The following is a 21,869-nucleotide window of genomic DNA, read 5'->3' as shown; positions in this document are numbered from 1 at the left end:
CTGGTGCATAGATGATAAGGAGAATTTAATGAAACTCGTGCACATGGTAAGTGGTTTAGCGGTTGCGGTCGCTCTGGCGGCCTGTGCTGATAAAAGCGCGGATATTCAGACACCTGCGCCAAGCCCTAATACGTCAATTGCTGACACACAGTCAAAAATTCAACAGCCGAATGTGTCTGGTACGGTATGGATCCGCCAGAAAGTTGCCTTACCGCCGGATGCGGTGCTGACCGTAACACTGTCAGATGCATCGCTTGCCGATGCACCGTCAAAAGTGCTGTCGCAAAAAGTTGTACGTACCGAGGGTAAACAAGCACCATTCAGCTTCGTACTCCCGTTTAACCCGGCAGATATTCAGCCGAACGCCCGTATTCTGCTGAGTGCGGCGATTACGGTGAATGATAAACTGGTCTTTATTACTGATACCGTCCAGACGGTGATCAATCAGGGGGGGACTAAAGCCGACCTGACCCTGGTCCCGGTCCAGCAGACGGCTGTTCCAGTACAGGCGAGTGGTGGTGCCGCGACAACGGTACCGTCAACGTCACCCACACAGGTGAATCCGTCTTCCGCCGTTCCTGCCCCGACACAGTACTAAGGGCATTCTAACCCTCTCCATCCGGAGGGGGTTAGTACACCCAGCGATAGCGCTGTAAATCGATTTGTCCACTCCCTGAAACCACAATACCTTCCGCCAGCAACGCCTGACGCTGTCGTTGTAGGTCTGGACCTGTAAGCGAAATGGCACCATGACGATTAACCACCCGATGCCAGGGCAAAGTGCTGCCTTCGGGGAGACGCTTAAGCACGCCGCCTACCTGGCGAGCAGCACGCGGCGAACCGGCAAGCCTGGCAACATCGCCATAGGTGGTGACGAATCCTTCGGGGATTGAGGCAACGATTTGCCAGACGCGTTGAGGGAAAGAGTCTTGTATATCCATCGTTTTTTCCTGCGCTAATCCTCCAGCATAATCCCGAATGACGAGGTAGTGAAGCTTCATTGCACAAGAAAACAGCATCCGGTGCTGGATGGGTTGCAATTACCGGGTGCAGCAGTGATAATGCGCCTGCGCGTTGGTTGACAACGCTCTCAATGGGGGCTCTGTTGGTTCTCCCGCAACGCTACTCTGTTCACTAGGTCAGGTCCGGAAGGAAGCAGCCAGGGCAGATGACGTGTGTGCCGGGATGTAGCTGGCAGGGCCCCCACCCAATTCTGCCGTCCGGCAATCTCAATTCTTCTCATCTTCTTTTCTTTGTCATCGTATTGTCATTTTATTGTCATCAAATGCTGTCAATGTGTTTCGGGGATGTTATTTGATGCTTTTGCCGCTGCCATCGCGCTGTAACGACATGGTCTTACATCCGGTGTGTTTTGGCTGACCACAAGGATTTTCTACGATGTCGACCGCTGTATTGAATGTCAAAATTGATGAGGCGCTAAAAGAAAAGCTGCGTCACTACGCTGAAGTGAATAATGAGAACCTAAGTATCTCGACGGAAAAATTGCTACTTATCGCGTTTTCCGCCATTGAAGAGGCGGGAGTCTCCGCTGATGATATTGATAGCCAGCATACGGAAGAATCCGTGGTTGAAGCACTGACTCCTAAAGAAATCAAAGCATTGCGCAGATTACTGAAGAAGAAAAAATGAAACAACAACCGCTCTCAACCGCCTGTAATTATGGCGAAGCCTGTGAATTGCTACGTTCCGGTTATGTGAAACATGTTCGTTTGAGCTGGAATGTCGGTAGCGATGAGTTTTTCCGTATTGCTTCTGACTGGTGCGATGCCGGGGCGAAAATTAAGAAAGACGGCGAGAATTTTGTGATTTCCCTGAAGGGGTTCCCGGTTCCTCCTCAGCGGTAATAATGCCCAGACATCCTCGTCCATCACGGTATTCCAGGACGAGTCTTTTGACTCGTCGCTTAGATTATTTTGCGCATTTTCCCGTGACTTGCCTGTAAACGCAGATTATCCCAAATGGGTTGCAACGTCCGGAAAGCCGAGCGCATTGTGTCATCGGGCAGAGCAAAGGGCATACGCAAAAAGCGATCGAATGCGCCATCCAGGCCGAAGCGCGTCCCGGTACCCAACTGAATACCTGCACTTTCGGCACGGGTGGCAAAGAGTGTTGCCAGCGTATCGGGTAATTCAACCCAGAAAGAGAGTCCCCCCTGTGGTTGAGTAAACTGCCACTCCGGGAAATGTGTCTTCATCAGGTCATGGCACAGATCGCGCCGGGTGGTGAGCAATTGCCGTCTGTCGGGAAGAAAATCGGCCGCATTGTCCAGCAACCAACCCGTGGCAAGCTGTTCAAGCACTGGTGATCCTAAATCAAATGTGTCGCGAGTCTGTACCAGCGCGGCAATAGTACGTGACGAGGCCCGAATCCATCCCAGACGCAGACCTCCCCAGAAGCTTTTCCCTGCCGATCCCAGCAGGATCACCGGCGCACCGCGATTGAATGCAGCAAGTGGAGGCGGAGGCGGGGCGTCATACCACAGGTTCACCATGGTCTCATCGACCACCAGCGTGGTGCAGGTTCTTTCCGCAATATCCGCCACAACCTGGCGAGTTTCGGCGTCCATACAGCGTCCGGTCGGGTTGTGAAAGTCCGGCATCAGATAGGCCATTCTCGGGGCTGTTTGCGCGAGGGTGGCAACCAGACCCGCTGTATCCCAACCGTGCTCAGGCAGCGAAACGCCGACGGGGCGACATGATGCCCCTTGTATTGCTGCAATCGCCAGCGGATACGTGGGGTGATCGACCACTACGCGATCGCCGGGACCGGTGAGTAAACGCAGGATCAACGCCAGGCCGCTGACCGCGCCGTTCACGACCATTATTTCATCCGACTGTGTGGGTAATCCACGTTCGCAATAATGCCGGGCGATGGATTCACGCAAAACCGCCAGTCCCTGCGGCAGATACCCGGAGCTCAGCAAATGCTGCGGCATCGCAAATAACGCTTGTTGGTAAGCCTGATGAATTTCTGGCCCGGCGCTGAGGGCCGCTGTGGACAAATCCAACGCTGTGCCGGTACTGGTTCGCGTAGGCACATGACGAATGTGTTCCGGCAGGATCACCCGTGAGCCGCTCCCATGACGGCTTTCCAGATATCCCTCTTCACGCAGTTGCGCCATGGCGCTGGCGACGGTGGTTCGGCTCACTTCCAGAACGGCAGCGAGCTCGCGTTCGCCGGGCAAGCGACTATCCAGTGCCAGTCGACCATCCAGGATCAGCAGACGTAACGCTTCCGCCAGTTGTCGCCAGATAGGCGTTCGCGAGGGGCTTTCCTGCCAGTGCCCTAGCAGGCGCTGCAAAGATTGACTTCCGTAACGGCGAGATGACATAGCAGTCCACTTTTTGAAAACTGGACATTAATCATAGTGCCAATTGCGGTGAAGATGAAAGCTATCTGAGAGGCGAGGAGAAAATTATGCTGCGTCGTTTACTTCAGCTGTATGTTGGACTGGCGCTGTACGGCGTTTCGACGGCGATGTTTGTCCGTGCAGATTTAGGGGCTGATCCGTGGAACGTATTTCATCTGGGCGTGGCAAATCTATTATCGATGAATATCGGCCTGGTGATCATCGCCGTGGGTGTACTGGTCCTGCTGGCATGGATACCGCTACGCCAGCGCCCCGGATTTGGCACTCTCAGCAATGTCATTATGATTGGTTTGGCGGCAGATGCCGCGCTGGTGGTGATCCCAGGATTCGAATCGCTACTGACGCGCAGTGGACTGCTGGTTGCGGCGGTGATCCTGAACGCGTTAGCCACCAGTCTGTACATTGGCGCCGGTTTTGGTGCGGGCCCACGTGACGGCTTGATGACCGGCATTCATGCGCGTACTGGTTGGTCTGTACGGACTATCCGGACCGCAATCGAGGTGTCGGTTTTGCTCAGCGGTTGGCTTCTTGGCGGAACCGTGGGTGTTGGAACGGTACTGTATGCGTTAGCTATTGGACCGTTAATTCAGATTTGCCTGCCGTGGTTTCGTCATCTGCCGCAGTCACGTATTTGTGTTCGGAATGAGCCTACGGCGTGATTGCCTGCTGACGACTAAACTTAACCTCGACTGACGCGGCTGGAATCGGCTTGCCGCGCAGTACACTTCGGAGGTTTATCTGATGAAGTATGTTGATGGTTTTGTTGTTGCCGTTCCTGCCGAAAACAAGGAGGCATATATCGCGATGGCGGCAAAGGCTGCGCCGCTTTTCAAGGAATTCGGTGCACTGCGCGTTGTGGAGTGTTGGGCTGATGATGTTCCCGACGGTAAGTTGACCGATTTTCGTATGGCGGTGAAAGCGCAGGATCATGAAGAAGTGGTATTCAGCTGGATTGAATACCCTTCCAAAGAAGTCCGCGATGCGGCGAACCAGAAGATGATGTCCGATCCCCGTATGAAGGAGTTTGGTGAATCTATGCCATTTGATGGCAAGCGAATGATCTACGGTGGATTCTCGCCCATTATGGAAGAGTGACATGACTGGCTGTGCGGCGTGCCGCCAGCCATCTCAATACACGCCAGTGCCATGCTAAAGTCGTTTTTCCGCCCACAGAATAAATTCCGCCTTTGGCAGTGCTTTGCTGTACAACCAGCCCTGACCATACTGCACGCCATGTTGATGTAGCCAGCTTTCCTGGTTCTCGGTCTCGATGCCTTCTGCCACCATTTCCAGCTTCAGCGTTTTGGCTATCTCGATAATATGTGGCGTGACGTTATTGTATTCCAGCGCATCGACGAACGATTTGTCTATCTTCAGGATGTCTACATCCAGATCCTGCAAATAGCTCAGACTGGAATAACCGGTACCAAAGTCATCAATATAGATTGAGTGACCCGCCTGACGGTATTTAGCAATAAACGGCGCGCTGTTTTTCGGGTCGGCAAATTCGCGTTCAGTCAGTTCCAGGGCAATTTGTGCGGGCTTTAGTTGCCAGTGGTTAATCATGCGGCTTAGCAGCGCCGGAAGCGTTTCGGACTTCAAATCGGCCGACTCAAGGTTGAGTGATATATGCTGTTGAGGATGTTGATGCAGCCATTTACCTAGATCCTCGAAGACGTTTTCAATAATCAAACGTGTGAGTGGTTCTGTCAGGCCGGTTTCTTCGGCCAGCGGGATAAAAATATCGGGTGAGAGATAGCTACCGTCAGCTTGTCGCCAGCGGGCCAGTGCTTCCGCACCCACGACCTTTCCTGTTTTGAGCGAAATAATGGGCTGGTAATGGACCTTGATAGCCCGGTTCTGAATGGCATCTTGCAATTGGTGATGGGGAGACTGCAAGCGGCGCAAAATACGCAGAATAAAGAGGGCGGTGAGCAGGCCAATAATGAGCCCTGCCGGGAGCCAGATCAGCGCCTGTCGGTGCCAGGATTTTTGCAAAGGTAATGTCGACGCCCAGCTTACGATAGTGATGCCCAGTTCGGGGAAAGGGCGAGAATTATAAATACTGCCCTCTTTTTGAAAATGGCTGATAGAACGGTCTTTTTGCAGATGATGTAACACGTCTGAAGGGAGATCGGCACTACTGGCCACCACGACGTTGCTTACTGTACCCACAATGGCGACTTCGATAGGCCATGAACCAAATGGAATGACATCAATGAACGATCCCGGATCGATCATCACGACATAATGTTCGCTGCCGAGCGCCGCCATAAAACGTTGTATTCCGAGGTCGTTTTGCGAAGTTAACCAGGCGCGATAGCCATCAGGTGTCATTTTCATTGGTGGCGGAAACGCAGCAGCCAGGCTCCTTTTCTCAAGGGAGGAACATTGTGGAACATTGCCTTTGAGGTACATCACTTCCTGAATATAACGGTAGCTGTATGACAACCGGCGCATTTCCAGCAAATGTTCCTCTGAGCAGGGCACACCCTGGAAGGCTTCTATTTTGCGTAGCGCTTTTTTGGCCTGCTCGCCGACGCGTTCTGTACGCAAAGCGACGCGGGTAGAGAATGAATCAAGTTCATCGATAAATTTCGTTTCGACCTGACGATGTGCCAGCCACAGGCTTAAACACACCGGTACGAGGATGGACAGAACCAGTATTCCCGTCACCAGGCCAATCAGATGTCGTGTTGTCACGGTGATATCCTTATTTACACAGCATAGGGAAAGTATATCTGAAAGCCGAAAAAGCTATTCGATTGGCATCATATATTTACGGCCACTGATCATCCCGTTTAGTAACCCACAACGTAAATCGGGTTGTGATTCGTACAAGAGTGGTGTATTTTGTTGGGTATGTTATAACGTAACAAATTGAGGTTGCCATGAAACCGGATATCCACCCTTTTTATCGCCCAGTGGTGTTTCACGATACCAGTGCCAATGAATACTTTAAGGTCGGTTCGACGATTAAAACCGAACGAGAGATTGAGTTCGAGGGCCAAATGTACCCGTACGTAACGCTTGATATCTCGTCTAAGTCACATCCGTACTATACCGGTAAACAGAAAACCTTCGATAATGAAGGCAGCGCGGCTCGTTTCCAGAAACGTTTCGGCCACTTCATTGGCGCTAAGCGAGGTTAAGATGCAGGTACTCAATTCACTTCGCAGCGCAAAGCAGCGGCACCCTGACTGCCAGATAGTCAAACGCAAAGGGCGTTTGTACGTCATCTGCAAAACGAATCCGCGGTTTAAAGCGGTACAGGGCCGTAAAAAAAGACGTTAGTCACTTCGCCAGCATTACAGGGACTGAAGTGCGTTCCCCTCGTGGGACGCACTTTTTTTGTTTGTGACAGGGCGTGATTACTGACTAGCCTGCGCGCGGGTTAGTGTGAAGACATCATAAAATGACAGTTCGCCTTTCCGCGTTATCATTTTTTGCAGTTGGGCCTTATGCTCACTGTCGACTTGGGGAGAGTGCAGAATAGTGTCGATCAGCGAGGGTGGCACAAAGCGTGTGTTGTACCATTCACCGTTATAGCAGACTCTGAAATCCAGTACGTCAATGTCTTCAAAACGGTAACGTGGCGCAACGTCAAAAAAGAAAAAGGCGTTGAGTAAGGCGAACAGTACAACCAACAGCCATACCGAATCGACCAGCGTTTCTGATTGCAGCATAACCGCCAGTGTGGCAAAAAACGCAACATACATGCCGATAAATAGCCCTGGATGTTTACGAATAAAGCTGATGCTAAAGCGCGGTTTGTTGTCGCGCTTTTCGCGAATATTTAAGTCATCGATGGTTTCGGTAAGCAGGCGTTGTATTTCTGTCATCTCTTGCCTTCGTGAAGTCTGCAATAGTCAGGAGGGATCAGCCCATTTTAAAAGGGGATACTGTCTGAGAAAAGTAACAGATTAACCACAATTTAGCATAACAGTTACATATCAGATCACAGTGTTTTGATGATCCGTGCCGGATTGCCTCCGACGACGGTGTTTGCCGGAACGCTTTTCGTCACCACTGCGCCTGACGCCACAACCACATTGTCGCCCAGTGTTACACCCGGATTTATGACTGCGCGACCACCGATCCAGACATTATTCCCGATGGTTACAGGTTTCCCTAGTTCAACCCCGCTATTGCGTTCGTTAGCGTCCAGTGGATGAGTTGCCGTATAGATATGGACTCCCGGTGCCAACATACAGTTATCACCGATGTGGATTGGGCAGACATCAAGCATGACGCAGTCGAAGTTGGCGTAAAACGCGTTGCCGAGATAAATGTTATACCCGTAGTCGCAACGAAAAGAGGGCTCAATGTAAGCGCCTTCGCTTTGCCCCAACAGATCGCGCAGGATAGCCTGACGTTCACTCTGCGCATCGGGTGCGGTGGCATTGTATCGGTGGATGAGTAGGCGTGCGCGGAGACGGTCGTTGCGCAACGTTTCATCTGCCGGGCGATACAATTCGCCGGCGATCATTTTTTTCTTATCTTCACTCATTACGAACTTTCCCGTTTGCTGATAGGCAGTCACAGTACAGTAAAACGCAATGCAGGGAAGGGGAACGTTCCCGTTTTCTCACTGTGATCGCAATCACGTGATTTGAATTAAATAATGATAGTTGGTGCGGGAAATGGTCAGCCAGACAAACAAATGTTTCGCGATACCTGACTTAACCTCATGAGCAATTAACGAATAAATTTCCAAACAGATGTTGGGATCTTGTCGTAGAGCTTATTCATTGTCAATTCAGCAAGACGATGATCGGCGGCTGAGTAAAATACAGCCAGTTCATTGTCAGACAATTCATATTTATTTTTCTCAATAACACGTTCAAGCGTGTCAATTGTTTGACAGCGTCGCAGGCGCATCAAATAATCTGTTTTAGTTAATGGTTTATCGGACATAACTCTTACCTATGATTGTAATAATTTTTAACAAGACAAACTGACAGGATTAGCCCTGGTGGCATTGACAAAACAGCGAAACAGTCGATTACCTGACTTCCGCCATTTCTGTAGATCCTGCGTATTAATACCATAACTACTGAACAACATAAAAGTGTCATCCAGGTATTCATCAATCTGCGCGATCAGCTTATTGTCCTCATTGTACTTAATTTTATAATTAAGTGCGAAGGTTGCAATATGCTCTATCAGTTCATTGAGCTGCAAGCTGGTTGCAGAGGTAGGGTCATTTACCCAACCATGATTGCTTTGTTCAAGGTTTGCAAGACAGTCATGATACAGGGTTTCGCAGAGAAATTTAAGCTGCGCGATATCATGTCTTTTCGGTGAGTATTCATCCATAACGCATCCCCTTCTTAGTGGTTTAGACTAACCGAACACCTTTCGGGATGGATACAACAAACGACCTGGAACTTGCCCGTGACTCCTGATGATTTAACTATAATCTACTCTAAAAAAGATTTCATCGTCATATCACGAAAAATTACAATTATGCAAAATTATGATGCAGTCCCATTTTTACATTTTAACAGATAAATGCCGGTATTCGAAATGGAACAACTTCTTTATTCTCGGCCAATCATCACGTTATCTTGTTTAGGTTTAGCAACGAAAGGCGACAACCGACTCTGTGAACGAAAACTAGGAATAGTCTTAATATTTATTTAAGTAAATAAGGGTTCATGACGTTTTTTAAGAATAGCCTTTAGACTCACAAGGATTATATCGCTTATTTAAACAAGAGAAAATAAACGAAATCGCAATAAGCGCTTTTTATGATTTTTTTCCAGAAAAAAGGCCGCTTGCGCGGCCTTATCTTTAGGAATGTATCAATGATGCTCAACTGAGTGGCTATGTTCAACATCTTCGTTCTTGCGGCTAAAGCGGCGGCGGACCACCACAAAGAACACCGGAACAAAGAAGATAGCCAATACGGTTGCTGTGACCATCCCGCCCATTACGCCAGTACCGACGGCGTTCTGCGCGCCACTCCCCGCACCGGAGCTGATAACCAGTGGCATTACGCCGAGGATAAAGGCTAACGATGTCATCAGAATCGGACGTAAACGCATACGAACTGCGTCCAGCGTCGCTTCTACCAGGCCTTTACCTTCTTTATCCATCAAGTCTTTGGCGAATTCGACGATCAATATCGCGTTCTTCGCCGACAACCCAATGGTTGTGAGCAGGCCCACCTGGAAGTAAACGTCGTTGGTCAAACCACGGAATGTTGCCGCCAGCAGCGCACCGATAACCCCCAGTGGAACGACCAGCATAACGGAGAACGGAATTGACCAGCTCTCGTACAATGCCGCCAGACACAGGAAGACGACGATCAGTGAAATCGCATACAGGGCAGGTGCCTGGTTACCGGACAGCCGTTCCTGGTAGGACATGCCCGTCCAGTCATAGCCGATACCGGATGGCAGTTTGCTGGCCAGTTGCTCCATCATTGCCATCGCTTCACCGGTACTTTTACCCGGTGCGGCCTGGCCCAGGATTTCCATGGAAGGCAGACCGTTATAGCGTTCCAGACGCGGAGAACCATATTCCCAACGCGAGGAAGAGAACGCAGAGAACGGCACCATTTGTCCATCGCTACCGCGGACATACCAGTTTCCAATATCTTCCGGCAACATACGGTATTTGGCTTCAGACATGACGTAAACTTTCTTCACACGACCACGGTCGATGAAGTCGTTCACGTAGCTTCCGCCCCATGCAGCGCCCAGCGTTGTATTAATGTCACTAATGGAAACACCCAGAGCCTGCGCTTTTTCCTGATCGATATCGATCTTGAATTGCGGAGTATCTTCCAGACCGTTAGGACGTACGCCTACCAACAGATCTGGATGTTTCGCGACTTCACCAAACAGTTGGTTACGCGCCTGAGTCAATTTTTCATGGCCCAGACCAGCCTGGTCAATCAACTGGAAGTCGAAACCCGTCGCGGTGCCAAGTTCTACGATTGCTGGCAGGTTAAAGGCGAATACCATGGCGTCTTTAATCTGCGAGAATGCACCCATCGCACGTTGAGTAATGGCCTCAACTTTGTTCTCTTCGCCCGGACGTTCACTCCAGTCTTTCAACGAGACGAACGCGATACCGGTGTTCTGACCACGACCCGCAAAGCCGAAGCCGTTAACGGCAAACACCGATTCAACGTTCGCTTTTTCTTTAGTCAGATAGTAATCCGTCATTTCGTCCAGCACCTTCTGGGTACGCTCTTGCGTTGCACCCGCTGGCAGCTGAGCCATTGACAGGAATACCCCCTGGTCTTCATCCGGCAAGAACGAACTTGGCAGACGAACGAACAGATAGGCCATGCCCACGACGATGATCAGATACAGCGCCAGATAACGACCGGTGCTGCGCAGAATACCGCCTACGCTGTCGGTATAGTGGTGCGTGCTCTTATCGAACATGCGGTTGAACCAACCGAAGAAGCCCGTTTTGCCTTCACCGTGATCGCCTTTAGCAATCGGTTTAAGCATTGTTGCACACAGGGCAGGGGTCAGAATCAACGCGACCAGTACAGACAACGCCATTGCGGAAACAATGGTGATGGAGAACTGACGGTAAATCGCACCGGTAGAACCCCCGAAGAAGGCCATTGGGATAAATACCGCTGACAGTACCATCGCGATACCCACCAATGCGCCCTGAATCTGGCCCATTGATTTACGCGTTGCTTCTTTCGGTGGTAGCCCTTCTTCGGCCATGACACGTTCAACGTTCTCGACCACAACGATGGCGTCATCCACCAACAGGCCGATGGCGAGCACCATCCCGAACATCGTCAACGTGTTTATCGAGAAGCCGAAAATCGCAAGGACGGCAAACGTACCCAATAGCACCACCGGCACGGCGATAGTCGGAATCAACGTCGCGCGGAAGTTCTGCAGGAACAGATACATGACCAGGAACACGAGGATGATTGCTTCCGCCAGCGTTTTCACTACTTCGTGAATAGAGATTTTCACGAATGGCGTAGTGTCATACGGGTAAACGATCTTCAGGCCTGACGGGAAGAAGGGTTCCATCTTCTTCAGCTCTTCGCGGATAGCGTTCGCGGTGTCGAGGGCGTTAGCGCCTGTCGCCAGCTTGATACCCAGACCAGACGCAGGTTTGCCGTTGAACTTCGCAATGATGTCGTAGTTCTCGCCACCCAGTTCGACTTTCGCGACGTCACGCAGACGTACCTGAGAGCCATCCTGGTTCACTTTCAGCAGAATTTTGCCGAACTCATCTGCGGAGGTCAGACGGGTTTGCGCGATGATCGACGCGTTAAGCTGCTGGCCTTTCACTGGCGGCGTACCGCCTAACTGACCGGCTGCAACCTGGGCGTTCTGCGCTTTAATGGCGCTGATCACATCAACTGGCGTCAGTTGGAAGTTGTTCAGTTTATTCGGATCCATCCAGATACGCATCGCGTACTGGGAACCGAACAGCTGCACGTCGCCCACACCTGAAGTACGGCTGATCGCATCCTTCATGTTGGCGCCAACGTAGTCGGAAATATCCTCCTGCGTCATGGTGCCGTTGGTGTTGATGACGCCGACAACCATCAGGAAGCTACTGGACGATTTCTCGACGCTCACGCCCTGTTGTTGTACTTCCTGCGGCAGCAGCGGCATTGCCAGCTGCAGTTTGTTCTGCACCTGAACCTGCGCAATGTCAGCATCAGTACCTGACTGGAAAGTCAGGGTGATCTGAACCGTACCCGTGGAGTCACTGTTTGAGGACATGTACATCAGGTTATCGATACCGTTCATATTCTGTTCGATAACCTGCGTAACAGTATCCTGTACTGTTTTGGCATCAGCGCCAGGGTAGGTCGCGGAGATCGTCACTGCCGGAGGTGCAATAGTAGGATATTGCGCTACCGGCAATTTGAGGATCGCGAGCCCCCCTGCCAACATGATGATAATGGCGATCACCCACGCAAATATGGGGCGATCGATAAAGAAATTAGGCATGTCTTAACGGCTCCTGTTTAAGTTAAGACTTGGACTGTTCAGGCTGGCTACCGCTTGCGGCTGGCTGGTTATTATCCGCGGTGACTTCCTGCGCTTTAACCTGAGCGCCAGGACGAACTTTCTGCAGCCCACTTACAATCACACGGTCGCCTGGCTTAAGTCCTTCAGTGACTAACCATTTGTCGCCAATCGCTTGTGCGGCGACAATTTGACGCGTTTCAACTTTGTCATCAGCACCGATAACTAATGCACTGGCATCGCCACGCGGTGTGCGGGTAACGCCTTGCTGTGGAACCAGTAACGCCGTTGGGTTTGTCCCTTCTTCCAGACGCGCACGGACGAACATGCCCGGCAGTAGGGTGTGATCCGGGTTCGGGAAGATTGCGCGTAACGTAATCGACCCAGTGGTTTGATCTACCGTCACATCAGAAAATTCCAGCGTACCGGACTGCGGGTATTTAATGCCGTCATTGGTCACCAGTTCGACTTTCGCTTTACCGTTCTCTTGCTTCAGCGTGCCGTTGGCCAGCTCTTGTTTCAGGCGCAGGAAGTCGTTGCTTGACTGCGTCACGTCTACATAGATGGGATCCAACTGCTGAACGGTCGCCAGTGCGGTCGCCTGACCGTTTTGCACCAGTGCGCCTTCAGTAACAGATGACTTACCAATGCGGCCGCTGATTGGCGACGTGACTTTGGTATAGGCCAGGTTGATACGTGCGGTTTCTACTGCGGCTTTCGCAGCGACAACAGCAGCGTTCGCCTGTTGTGCATCTGCCTGCGCGCTATCGTAGTCCTGTTGACTGATGTACTTCGTACCTAACAGTTTCTGATAACGTTTAACCGTCAGCTGAGCGATATTTGCCGCTGCTTGTGCTTTGGCCAGATCGCCTTTCGCACTTTCGTACGCGGCCTGGTAAGTAGCAGGATCAATCTGATAGAGAGACACACCTGCTTCAATGTCGCCGCCTTCGGTAAAGTTACGCTTCAGGATAATACCGCTGACCTGAGGGCGAACTTCCGCAATGCGAAACGCACTGGTGCGACCTGGGAGTTCAGTTGTGATCTGTAGAGGTTCAGTTTTGAGCGTCACAACTCCAACTTCTGGCATCTGCTGGCCCCCTTGTTGGGCCTGTTTGTCGTCACATCCTGTTAGCGCTAAGCTGCCTGAGAGCATCAGAACGACTGCCAGAGGCGTTAACCCTCTGTTTTTGTTCATATGTAAACCTCGAGTGTCCGATTTCAAATTGATCAATGGCTTAAAGCCCATAAACCCATTGCTGCGTTTATATTATCGTCGTGCTATGGTACATACATTCACAAATGTATGTAAATCTAACGCCTGTAAATTCACTGACATATGGCACGAAAAACCAAACAACAAGCACAGGAAACACGGCAGCACATTCTGGATGTTGCTCTGCGTTTGTTTTCGCAGCAAGGGGTATCATCCACCTCGCTTGCGGAGATCGCAAAAGCCGCTGGTGTAACGCGCGGTGCTATCTATTGGCATTTCAAAAATAAGTCGGATTTATTCAGTGAAATCTGGGAGCTAGCAAAACCTAACATTGATGAGTTAGAAACTGAGTATCAGGCAAAATTCCCCGACGATCCACTATCAGTATTAAGAGAAATTTTAATTTACGTTCTTGAAACTACCGTGACAGAAGAACGTCGACGTTTATTGATGGAGATTATATTCCACAAATGCGAATTTGTCGGGGAAATAGCATCAGTTCAGTTAGTCGAACGTAGCCTGTGCCTGGAAAACTATGACCGTATAGAAAAAACGTTACGCCACTGTATGGATGTCAACATGCTGCCGGAAAACCTGAACACACGTCGTGTTGCGGTGTTAATGCGTAGCTATATTTCCGGAATCATGGAGAACTGGTTATTTGCCCCCGAATCATTTGATCTGAAAAATGAGGCTCGCCACTACGTGGCGGTGTTGCTGGAGATGTGCCTGCTTTGTCCAACCTTGCGCCTGCAGACAGGGGAGACACGCTAACTTACCATTTCTGCACCAGGAATTCTCCTGGTCATTTTGCCTCCTGCTATTCTGCTGGTCACAGCCGTGATATTCTTGCCGCTTGACTATTTCCGGTCACTTTCCCGGTTCAGAAACATTCATTCTCATGACTATGTTGCAGCTCTATAAACGTTCACAGCATGTAATTGCTATTAGCATTCTTTTCTTCATTCTATTGCTATCCTGCCAGTCATCTGCATTTGCGCGGGCGCAACAGAGTGGTGAACTGCCGACGAAAGCGGATATCCAGAGCCAGTTAGACACGCTGAGTAAACAAAAAGATCTCTCCGCGCAGGATAAGCTGGTCCAACAGGATCTCATCGATACCATCGCCACGCTGGATAAAATCGATCGCGTGAAAGATGAGACCGTACAGCTTCGCCAGAAAGTGGCCCAGGCGCCGGAGAAAATGCGCCAGGCAACGGATGCGCTAAATTCGCTCAGCGATGTCGATAATGATGACGAAACGCGGAAAACGCTGAGTACGCTCTCTCTGCGCCAGCTTGAATCTCGTGTCGCCCAGGTGCTGGACGATCTGCAAAGCGCGCAAAACGACCTTGCAGCCTACAACAGTCAGTTGGTCTCGCTGCAAACTCAGCCAGAGCGCGTGCAAAATGCGATGTACACCGCATCACAGCAAATGCAGCAAATCCGTAATCGCCTGGATGGAACTAATGTGGGTGAGGCGGCATTACGCCCCAGCCAACAGGTGTTGCTGCAGGCGCAGCAAGCGTTGCTGAGCGCGCAGATCGATCAACAGCGTAAAAGTCTGGAAGGCAACACTGTTTTGCAGGATACCTTGCAGAAACAGCGTGATTATGTAACGGCGAATACGAATCGTCTCGAACACCAGCTTCAGTTGCTGCAGGAAGCGGTGAACAGCAAACGTCTGACGCTAACCGAAAAGACGGCGCAGGAAGCGGTAACGCCAGACGAAGCGGCCCGTATCCAGACCAACCCGCTAGTTAAGCAAGAACTTGATATTAACCATCAGCTCAGCCAGCGTCTGATTGCCGCGACCGAAAACGGCAACAGCCTGATGCAGCAAAATATTAAAGTCAAAAACTGGCTTGACCGCGCGCTGCAATCCGAACGCAACATTAAAGAGCAGATTGCCGTTCTGAAAGGCAGTCTGCTGCTGTCGCGTATTCTGTATCAGCAACAACAAACGCTGCCGTCGGCGGATGAACTTGCCGATATGACCAACCGGATCGCCGACTTGCGTCTGGAGCAGTTCGAAGTCAACCAGCAGCGTGACGCGCTGTTCCAGAATGATGCGTTTGTCGCCAAACTGGAAGAAGGGCACAGCAACGAAGTTAACGGCGAAGTCCATGATGCCTTACTGCAGGTTGTGGATATGCGCCGTGAACTGTTGGATCAGCTCAATAAGCAACTGGGCAACCAGCTGATGATGGCGATTAATCTGCAAATTAATCAGCAGCAATTAATGAGCGTGTCGAAAAACCTGAAAGGGATCCTCACGCAGCAGATTTTCTGGGTTAACAGTAACCGTCCGATGGACTGGGACTGGATCAAAGCTTTCCCGCAAACGCTTAAAGACCAGTTTAAGTCGATGAAAATCACGGTGAACTGGGAAAAAGCGTGGCCCGCAGTGTTTATTGCGTTTCTGGCGGGATTGCCGTTGCTGCTTATTGCCGGGCTCATCCGCTGGCGTCTGAAATGGTTGAAAGAGTACCAGGCGAAATTAGCCGCCGCGGTAGGTAACCTGCGTAATGACAGTCAGCTCAACACGCCAAAAGCGATTCTGATCGATCTCATCAGAGCCTTGCCGGCGTGCCTGATTATCCTCGCGGTAGGTCTGATTCTGTTGACTATGCAGTTGAATATCAGCGACCTGCTGTGGGCGTTCAGCAAGAAGATGACCGTCTTCTGGCTGGTGTTTGGTCTGTGCTGGAAGGTGCTGGAAAAAGATGGCGTGGCGATTCGTCATTTTGGTATGCCTGCGAAACAGACCAGCCACTGGCGTCGCCAGATTGTGCGCATCAGCCTCGCGCTGTTGCCGTTAAACTTCTGGTCGGTTATTGCTGAGCTGTCGCCGCTCAATCTGATGGACGATGTGCTGGGTCAGGTGGTCATTTTCCTCAACCTGCTGCTGATCGCCTTCCTGGTATGGCCAATGTGCCGCGAAAGCTGGCGCGATAAAGAGTCGCATGGTCTGCGTCTGGTGACGATTACCGTGCTGTCGATTATCCCGATAGCATTAATGGTGCTGACGGCAACCGGCTATTTCTACACCACGCTGCGCCTGGCGGGACGCTGGATTGAAACGGTTTATCTGGTCATTCTCTGGAACCTGCTGTACCAGACCGTGCTGCGTGGATTAAGCGTCGCGGCGCGTCGTATCGCCTGGCGTCGTGCGCTGGCGCGTCGTCAGAACCTGGTGAAAGAAGGGGCGGAGGGCGCAGAGCCGCAGGAAGAGCCGACCATCGCGCTGGAGCAGGTTAACCAGCAAACGCTGCGTATCACCATGCTGGTGATGGTGGCTCTGTTTGGTGTTCTGTTCTGGGCCATTTGGTCTGATCTGATCACCGTGTTCAGCTATCTCGACAGCATTACGCTCTGGCATTACAACGGCACCGAAGCGGGTGCGGCAGTGGTGAAAGACGTCACCATGGGTAGCCTGTTGTTTGCCATTATTGCCTCGATGGTGGCGTGGGCGTTGATCCGCAACTTACCCGGCCTGCTGGAAGTGCTGGTACTGTCGCGACTCAAAATGCGCCAGGGGGCATCTTACGCGATCACCACGATCCTCAACTACGCGATCATCGCCATCGGCGCAATGACGGTCTTCGGATCGCTCGGTGTTTCGTGGGATAAGCTACAGTGGCTGGCCGCCGCTCTGTCGGTTGGTCTGGGTTTTGGCTTGCAGGAAATTTTCGGTAATTTTGTTTCCGGTCTGATTATTCTGTTTGAACGCCCGGTGCGTATCGGCGATACGGTTACCATTGGTACGTTCTCAGGAACGGTCAGCAAGATCCGTATCCGTGCCACCACCATTACCGATTTCGATCGCAAAGAGGTGATCATCCCGAACAAAGCATTCGTGACGGAGCGTTTGATCAACTGGTCGCTCTCCGATACCACCACGCGTCTGGTGATCCGCATTGGCGTGGCCTATGGTTCGGATCTGGACAAAGTGAAGAAAGTGCTGCTGCAGGCGGCGATGGAGCACCCGAAAGTAATGCACGATCCGGAGCCTGCGGTGTTCTTTACCGCCTTCGGCGCCAGCACGCTGGATCATGAGCTGCGTTTATACGTGCGCGAACTGCGCGATCGCAGCCATACGGTTGATGAACTTAACCGTGCGGTCGATCGTTTGTGCCGTGAAAACGACATTGATATTGCCTTTAACCAGCTCGAAGTGCACCTGCACAACGCGAAGGGCGACAGCGTAACCGAGGTTAAGCGTGACATCATTAAAGGTGACGATCCGACGCCTTCGGTAGGTTAGTAGAAAAAATCATCAGGCCTGCGAGCTTCGATTCATTCGTAGGCCTGATAATTGAAACGCCACCAGGTTTTCAGTTACAGCTCTTTTTTAGATAAAGAGAGCAGTTTCTTTTCGTAATCCCGTTTAATAATCTCCAGCGCCTTCAGTACGGTTTCAGGTGCAACCTGGTTTTCCTCAAGTAAAACAATCAAATCGACGGCCAGTTTGACCTCGTCCGGGGCGTTCTCTAATGACATAAATTCTCCGGGGATTAACGGGTTAAACGCGCCAGCACGTTTTCTATTCTTGCCAGAGCATGGCGGCAGCGAGCCAGTCGCGCCTCGAATGCTTCTACTTCACGATGCAGTTTTTGCTGTTCTTCAAAACCCGTTGCCTGAGCCAGACGCTCTTTGCGTTCACGCGTCATTTCCACCAGTCGGCGTTCAAACTCCTGGTGTTGAACCCGCTTGCGCTGCCAGCGCGCCAGGGCTGGAGATGCGCTGTCCCACTCGCGGAGCGACCAACTGGCGGTTTCACGCGAAATCGCCTCTAACTGTGAGGCAAGGTGTTCCGCCAGCCAGCTAATTTGTGGTAGTTGTTGCTGTTCGACTGCACGGCGCAAGGCGGCGAGATTATCTTCAGCTTCATCCAGACAGGCCTGCAGCAACGTGCTGCGAGTGTGAAACAGATGCCTGTCAAAGCGGGCGCTCAGCGTGGCGTGATGCGCCAACGGAGCACACTGCTGTCGCAGGCGGTTAAGCTGGTTTTCAAGCGTCTGTAGCAGCATGACGGTTTTCACGACAACACTCCGATGAAAATGAGAACTGTTATGCTAAAGTAGCGATTCTCTGTGTTAAGTACTGATATTATGCAACGCATTATTCTAATCATCATTGGCTGGATAGCGGTAGTGTTAGGCACGCTGGGCGTTGTATTGCCGTTGCTGCCCACGACGCCATTTATCCTGCTGGCCGCCTGGTGTTTTGCCCGCTCATCGCCGCGCTTTCACGACTGGCTGCTGTATCGTTCGTGGTTCGGCGGGTATCTGCGTCACTGGCAAAAACACCGCGCAATGCCGCCTGGGGCGAAGCCGCGCGCGATTTTGTTGATCCTGGTGACGTTTTCTATTTCCCTCTGGCTGGTCAATATGATGTGGGTACGCGGCCTGCTGCTGGTTATTCTCGCCTGTTTACTGATTTTTATGTGGCGGATCCCGGTGATTGATGAAAAACAACAAAAGCAGTAAAGCGCAATAATCGCTGTTGCAATTGTCTCTCGCAGCCAGTAAATTCGACCGTTTTCGAGCACAGGCGCAGATGGTCAAAGGTTAACCAAGTGTAACCCTGGCCCTAATATAGACACAAAATCATTCAAGATACGTCGAGGATGAAGTGTATAGTGCGCCGTGAAGTAATACTGTATCAATCAGGCACAAACTTATGACCGCGACTGCACAGCAGCTTGAGTTTCTCAAAAATAGCATCAAAAGCATCCACGATTACCCAAAACCGGGCATTCTTTTCCGTGATGTCACCAGTTTACTGGAAGATCCGAAAGCCTACGCCCTTAGCATTGAATTGCTGGTTGAACGCTATAAAGATGCGGGTATCACTAAAGTGGTTGGCACCGAAGCGCGTGGCTTCCTGTTTGGCGCGCCGGTAGCGTTGGGTCTGGGCGTCGGCTTTGTTCCGGTACGTAAACCGCGTAAGCTTCCGCGTGAAGTGATTGCTGAGAGCTATGAGCTGGAATACGGCACCGATCAGCTGGAAATTCACGTTGATGCCATCAAACCGGGCGATAAAGTCCTGGTTGTGGACGACCTGCTGGCAACCGGCGGTACGATTGAAGCGACCGTGAAGCTGATCCGCCGTCTGGGTGGCGAAGTAACCGATGCTGCCTTTATCATTAACCTGTTTGATCTGGGCGGCGAACAGCGCCTGGAAAAACAGGGGCTGACCTGTTATAGCCTGGTGCCTTTTCCAGGGCACTAATCAGTTAAGCAGTACCTGACGACTCAACCTCGCCGTCGCTGCGAGGTTGTGTTAGCATTACCCTCCTGTGAATCCACCCTCCAGCCTTTCAGAGCCTGCCAATGAGTTATCAGGTCTTAGCCCGAAAATGGCGCCCACAAACCTTTGCTGACGTCGTCGGCCAGGAACATGTGCTGACGGCACTGGCGAACGGCTTGTCGTTAGGGCGTATTCATCATGCTTATTTGTTTTCCGGCACCCGTGGCGTCGGAAAAACCTCTATCGCCCGCTTGCTGGCGAAGGGATTAAACTGTGAAACTGGCATCACCGCTACGCCGTGCGGCGTGTGCGATAACTGTCGGGAAATTGAGCAGGGGCGTTTTGTCGATTTGATTGAAATCGATGCCGCCTCACGCACCAAAGTCGAAGACACACGCGATCTGCTGGATAACGTCCAGTACGCGCCTGCGCGCGGCCGTTTTAAGGTCTATTTGATCGACGAAGTGCACATGCTGTCGCGGCACAGTTTTAACGCCCTGCTGAAAACGCTCGAAGAGCCGCCCGCGCACGTCAAGTTCCTGCTGGCGACCACCGATCCGCAGAAGCTGCCGGTGACCATTCTGTCGCGCTGTCTGCAATTCCACCTTAAAGCGCTGGATGTCGAACAGATTCGCCATCAGCTTGAGCATATTCTCAAAGAAGAGCATATCGCTCATGAACCACGCGCGCTGCAACTGCTGGCCCGCGCCGCGGACGGCAGCCTGCGCGATGCGCTGAGTTTGACCGATCAGGCGATCGCCAGCGGTGATGGCCAGGTCTCGACCGACGCGGTCAGCACCATGCTCGGCACGCTGGACGACGACCAGGCGCTCTCGCTTGTTGAAGCGGTTGTGGCCGCCGACGGCGAACGCGTGATGACATTGGTGAACGACGCCGCCGCGCGCGGTATTGAATGGGAAGCGCTGCTGGTTGAGATGTCGGCTTTGCTGCATCGTATAGCCATGGTTCAGCTTTCACCTGCCGCGCTCGGCAGCGATATGGCCGCCATTGAACAGCGTATGCGTGAACTGGCGCGAATCGTCCCGCCAACCGATGTGCAGCTTTACTACCAGACCCTGTTAATCGGGCGCAAAGAACTGCCGTATGCGCCGGACAGGCGAATGGGCGTCGAAATGACGCTGCTGCGTGCGCTGGCTTTTCATCCGCGCATGCCGCTCCCGGAACCTGAAGTCCCGCGCCAGTCGTTTGCCCCGGTCGCACCCACAGCGGTGATGACCCCGACGCAGGTGCCACAGCAGCAGCCTGCGCCAGCGCAACAAAATGTGCCGCTCTCCGACGCCACCAGCCAGGTGCTGGCGGCACGCAGCCAGTTGCAACGCGCTCAGGGAGCAACCAAACCAAAAAAGAGTGAACCGGCAGCCGCTTCCCGCGCGCGGCCGGTGAATAATGCTGCGCTGGAAAGACTGGCTTCGGTGTCGGAACGTGTTCAGGCGCGTCCGGTGGTCTCTGCGTTGGAAAAGGCTCCGACGAAGAAAGAAGCGTATCGCTGGAAAGCGACCAATCCTGTTGCAGAAGTCAAAGAAGTCGTTGCCACGCCGAAAGCGCTGAAAAAAGCGCTTGAGCATGAAAAAACGCCGGAACTGGCGGCAAAGCTTGCGGCTGAAGCGATTGAACGCGACCCGTGGGCCGCCCAGGTGAGCCAGCTCTCGTTACCTAAACTGGTGGAGCAGGTGGCGCTAAATGCCTGGAAAGAAGAGAATGGCAACGTGGTGTGCCTGCACCTGCGTTCCTCGCAGCGGCACCTTAATTCCAGCGGCGCGCAGCAAAAACTGGCCGAAGCATTGAGTACCTTAACGGGGTCAACGGTTGAATTGACCATCGTTGAAGATGATAATCCCGCGGTGCGCACGCCGCTGGAGTGGCGTCAGGCCATTTATGAAGAGAAGCTCGCGCAGGCGCGTGAGTCGATTATTGCGGATAATAACATCCAGACGCTGCGTCGTTTTTTCGATGCGGAGCTGGACGAAGAGAGTATTCGCCCCATTTGATCGTCAGCCTAATGGTTTGATGG

At 51.9% G+C, this 21,869-nt stretch carries 23 protein-coding genes, 1 other RNA gene and 1 other annotated feature; of the genes, 13 read left to right on the top strand and 11 right to left on the bottom strand.

Annotated features, from left to right (window positions below; genetic code table 11):
* The first annotated feature begins 28 nt into the window (after positions 1-28).
* Positions 29-598, top strand: coding sequence for a YbaY family lipoprotein (locus FDX24_RS17650; protein ID WP_048212418.1), 570 nt, complete (start codon positions 29-31; stop codon positions 596-598).
* 31 nt (positions 599-629) lie between these two features.
* Here FDX24_RS17650 and FDX24_RS17645 read toward each other — a convergent pair whose 3' ends face one another.
* Positions 630-1,019 carry an MGMT family protein gene (locus FDX24_RS17645; RefSeq protein ID WP_086523608.1) on the bottom strand — a complete coding sequence of 130 codons (390 nt, stop codon included), beginning with the start codon at positions 1,017-1,019 and terminating at the stop codon, positions 630-632.
* 84 nt (positions 1,020-1,103) lie between these two features.
* Here FDX24_RS17645 and ffs point away from each other — a divergent pair.
* From ffs to FDX24_RS17630, 3 genes are all read left to right on the top strand, one after another.
* Positions 1,104-1,200, top strand: an RNA gene (ffs, locus tag FDX24_RS17640) — signal recognition particle sRNA small type.
* 198 nt (positions 1,201-1,398) lie between these two features.
* A complete protein-coding gene (locus FDX24_RS17635) occupies positions 1,399-1,650 on the top strand; it encodes a hypothetical protein (protein WP_048212417.1) in 252 nt (83 codons plus the stop codon).
* The gene (locus FDX24_RS17630; protein WP_005125184.1) at positions 1,647-1,865 is read left to right on the top strand and encodes a hypothetical protein; all 219 of its coding nucleotides are present in this window, start codon (positions 1,647-1,649) and stop codon (positions 1,863-1,865) included. The genes FDX24_RS17635 and FDX24_RS17630 overlap by 4 nt, the downstream gene beginning before the upstream one ends.
* Before the next feature lie 59 nt (positions 1,866-1,924).
* Here the strand turns inward: FDX24_RS17630 and FDX24_RS17625 are convergent, their stop codons facing one another.
* Entirely contained in the window at positions 1,925-3,352 is a 1,428-nt protein-coding gene (locus tag FDX24_RS17625; protein ID WP_048212416.1) for a PLP-dependent aminotransferase family protein, read from the bottom strand.
* A gap of 86 nt (positions 3,353-3,438) precedes the next feature.
* Here FDX24_RS17625 and FDX24_RS17620 point away from each other — a divergent pair, with 86 nt between their 5' ends.
* Positions 3,439-4,050, top strand: a complete 612-nt coding sequence (locus tag FDX24_RS17620; RefSeq protein WP_121584303.1) for a YitT family protein — start codon at positions 3,439-3,441, stop codon at positions 4,048-4,050.
* Positions 4,051-4,132: 82 nt separating this feature from the next.
* The gene (locus FDX24_RS17615) at positions 4,133-4,486 is read left to right on the top strand and encodes a DUF1428 domain-containing protein (RefSeq protein WP_061067436.1); all 354 of its coding nucleotides are present in this window, start codon (positions 4,133-4,135) and stop codon (positions 4,484-4,486) included.
* Between the two features lie 54 nt (positions 4,487-4,540).
* Here the strand turns inward: FDX24_RS17615 and FDX24_RS17610 are convergent, their stop codons facing one another.
* On the bottom strand, positions 4,541-6,094 hold the full coding sequence (locus tag FDX24_RS17610) for an EAL domain-containing protein (protein ID WP_137364690.1): 1,554 nt from the start codon (positions 6,092-6,094) through the stop codon (positions 4,541-4,543).
* Between the two features lie 188 nt (positions 6,095-6,282).
* Here FDX24_RS17610 and FDX24_RS17605 point away from each other — a divergent pair, with 188 nt between their 5' ends.
* On the top strand, positions 6,283-6,543 hold the full coding sequence (locus FDX24_RS17605) for a type B 50S ribosomal protein L31 (RefSeq protein WP_124021513.1): 261 nt from the start codon (positions 6,283-6,285) through the stop codon (positions 6,541-6,543).
* A gap of 1 nt (position 6,544) precedes the next feature.
* Complete coding sequence (gene ykgO, locus FDX24_RS17600) at positions 6,545-6,685, top strand: type B 50S ribosomal protein L36 (protein WP_005125190.1); 141 nt, start codon at positions 6,545-6,547, stop codon at positions 6,683-6,685.
* Between the two features lie 77 nt (positions 6,686-6,762).
* Here the strand turns inward: ykgO and FDX24_RS17595 are convergent, their stop codons facing one another.
* The 6 genes from FDX24_RS17595 to acrA all read right to left on the bottom strand — a co-directional run bounded on the left by FDX24_RS17595 (position 6,763) and on the right by acrA (position 13,564).
* Positions 6,763-7,233, bottom strand: a complete 471-nt coding sequence (locus tag FDX24_RS17595; protein WP_040232692.1) for a YlaC family protein — start codon at positions 7,231-7,233, stop codon at positions 6,763-6,765.
* Between the two features lie 116 nt (positions 7,234-7,349).
* The gene (gene maa / locus FDX24_RS17590) at positions 7,350-7,901 is read right to left on the bottom strand and encodes a maltose O-acetyltransferase (RefSeq protein WP_061067437.1); all 552 of its coding nucleotides are present in this window, start codon (positions 7,899-7,901) and stop codon (positions 7,350-7,352) included.
* Between the two features lie 188 nt (positions 7,902-8,089).
* Positions 8,090-8,308 (bottom strand): HHA domain-containing protein, encoded by a 219-nt coding sequence (locus FDX24_RS17585; RefSeq protein ID WP_002892050.1) that lies wholly within the window; start codon positions 8,306-8,308, stop codon positions 8,090-8,092.
* 27 nt (positions 8,309-8,335) lie between these two features.
* Complete coding sequence (tomB, locus tag FDX24_RS17580; protein ID WP_003021733.1) at positions 8,336-8,710, bottom strand: Hha toxicity modulator TomB; 375 nt, start codon at positions 8,708-8,710, stop codon at positions 8,336-8,338.
* Positions 8,711-9,198: 488 nt separating this feature from the next.
* A complete protein-coding gene (acrB, locus tag FDX24_RS17575; RefSeq protein ID WP_048212411.1) occupies positions 9,199-12,348 on the bottom strand; it encodes an efflux RND transporter permease AcrB in 3,150 nt (1,049 codons plus the stop codon).
* A 22-nt stretch (positions 12,349-12,370) separates the two neighbouring features.
* The gene (acrA, locus tag FDX24_RS17570; protein WP_137364689.1) at positions 12,371-13,564 is read right to left on the bottom strand and encodes a multidrug efflux RND transporter periplasmic adaptor subunit AcrA; all 1,194 of its coding nucleotides are present in this window, start codon (positions 13,562-13,564) and stop codon (positions 12,371-12,373) included.
* 141 nt (positions 13,565-13,705) lie between these two features.
* Between acrA and acrR the strand changes: the two genes are divergently transcribed.
* Together acrR and mscK are read left to right on the top strand one after the other, a co-directional pair.
* Positions 13,706-14,356 carry a multidrug efflux transporter transcriptional repressor AcrR gene (gene acrR / locus FDX24_RS17565; protein ID WP_048212409.1) on the top strand — a complete coding sequence of 217 codons (651 nt, stop codon included), beginning with the start codon at positions 13,706-13,708 and terminating at the stop codon, positions 14,354-14,356.
* Between the two features lie 127 nt (positions 14,357-14,483).
* A complete protein-coding gene (gene mscK, locus FDX24_RS17560; RefSeq protein WP_137345400.1) occupies positions 14,484-17,849 on the top strand; it encodes a mechanosensitive channel MscK in 3,366 nt (1,121 codons plus the stop codon).
* 74 nt (positions 17,850-17,923) lie between these two features.
* Here the strand turns inward: mscK and rsmS are convergent, their stop codons facing one another.
* Positions 17,924-18,085 carry a pleiotropic regulatory protein RsmS gene (gene rsmS / locus FDX24_RS17555; protein ID WP_137364688.1) on the bottom strand — a complete coding sequence of 54 codons (162 nt, stop codon included), beginning with the start codon at positions 18,083-18,085 and terminating at the stop codon, positions 17,924-17,926.
* 14 nt (positions 18,086-18,099) lie between these two features.
* On the bottom strand, positions 18,100-18,627 hold the full coding sequence (gene priC, locus FDX24_RS17550; protein WP_170973081.1) for a primosomal replication protein N'': 528 nt from the start codon (positions 18,625-18,627) through the stop codon (positions 18,100-18,102).
* Positions 18,628-18,696: 69 nt separating this feature from the next.
* On the opposite strand from priC, the gene FDX24_RS17545 reads away from it, so the two are divergent.
* From FDX24_RS17545 to dnaX, 3 genes are all read left to right on the top strand, one after another.
* Complete coding sequence (locus FDX24_RS17545) at positions 18,697-19,074, top strand: DUF454 family protein (protein ID WP_029139439.1); 378 nt, start codon at positions 18,697-18,699, stop codon at positions 19,072-19,074.
* A 193-nt stretch (positions 19,075-19,267) separates the two neighbouring features.
* Positions 19,268-19,819 carry an adenine phosphoribosyltransferase gene (gene apt, locus FDX24_RS17540; protein WP_005125198.1) on the top strand — a complete coding sequence of 184 codons (552 nt, stop codon included), beginning with the start codon at positions 19,268-19,270 and terminating at the stop codon, positions 19,817-19,819.
* A gap of 101 nt (positions 19,820-19,920) precedes the next feature.
* Positions 19,921-21,846 carry a DNA polymerase III subunit gamma/tau gene (dnaX, locus tag FDX24_RS17535; protein WP_137364687.1) on the top strand — a complete coding sequence of 642 codons (1,926 nt, stop codon included), beginning with the start codon at positions 19,921-19,923 and terminating at the stop codon, positions 21,844-21,846.
* Positions 21,179-21,243, top strand: a sequence feature (DnaX frameshifting element). It overlaps the preceding gene by 65 nt.
* Positions 21,847-21,869 lie beyond the last annotated feature (23 nt).

Origin of the sequence: Citrobacter sp. wls716 (assembly GCF_005280975.1) — a bacterium.
Lineage (GTDB): Bacteria > Pseudomonadota > Gammaproteobacteria > Enterobacterales > Enterobacteriaceae > Citrobacter > Citrobacter youngae.
The sequence above is the reverse complement of the archived record's forward strand: the minus strand, read 5'-3'. Positions and strand labels throughout refer to the sequence as shown.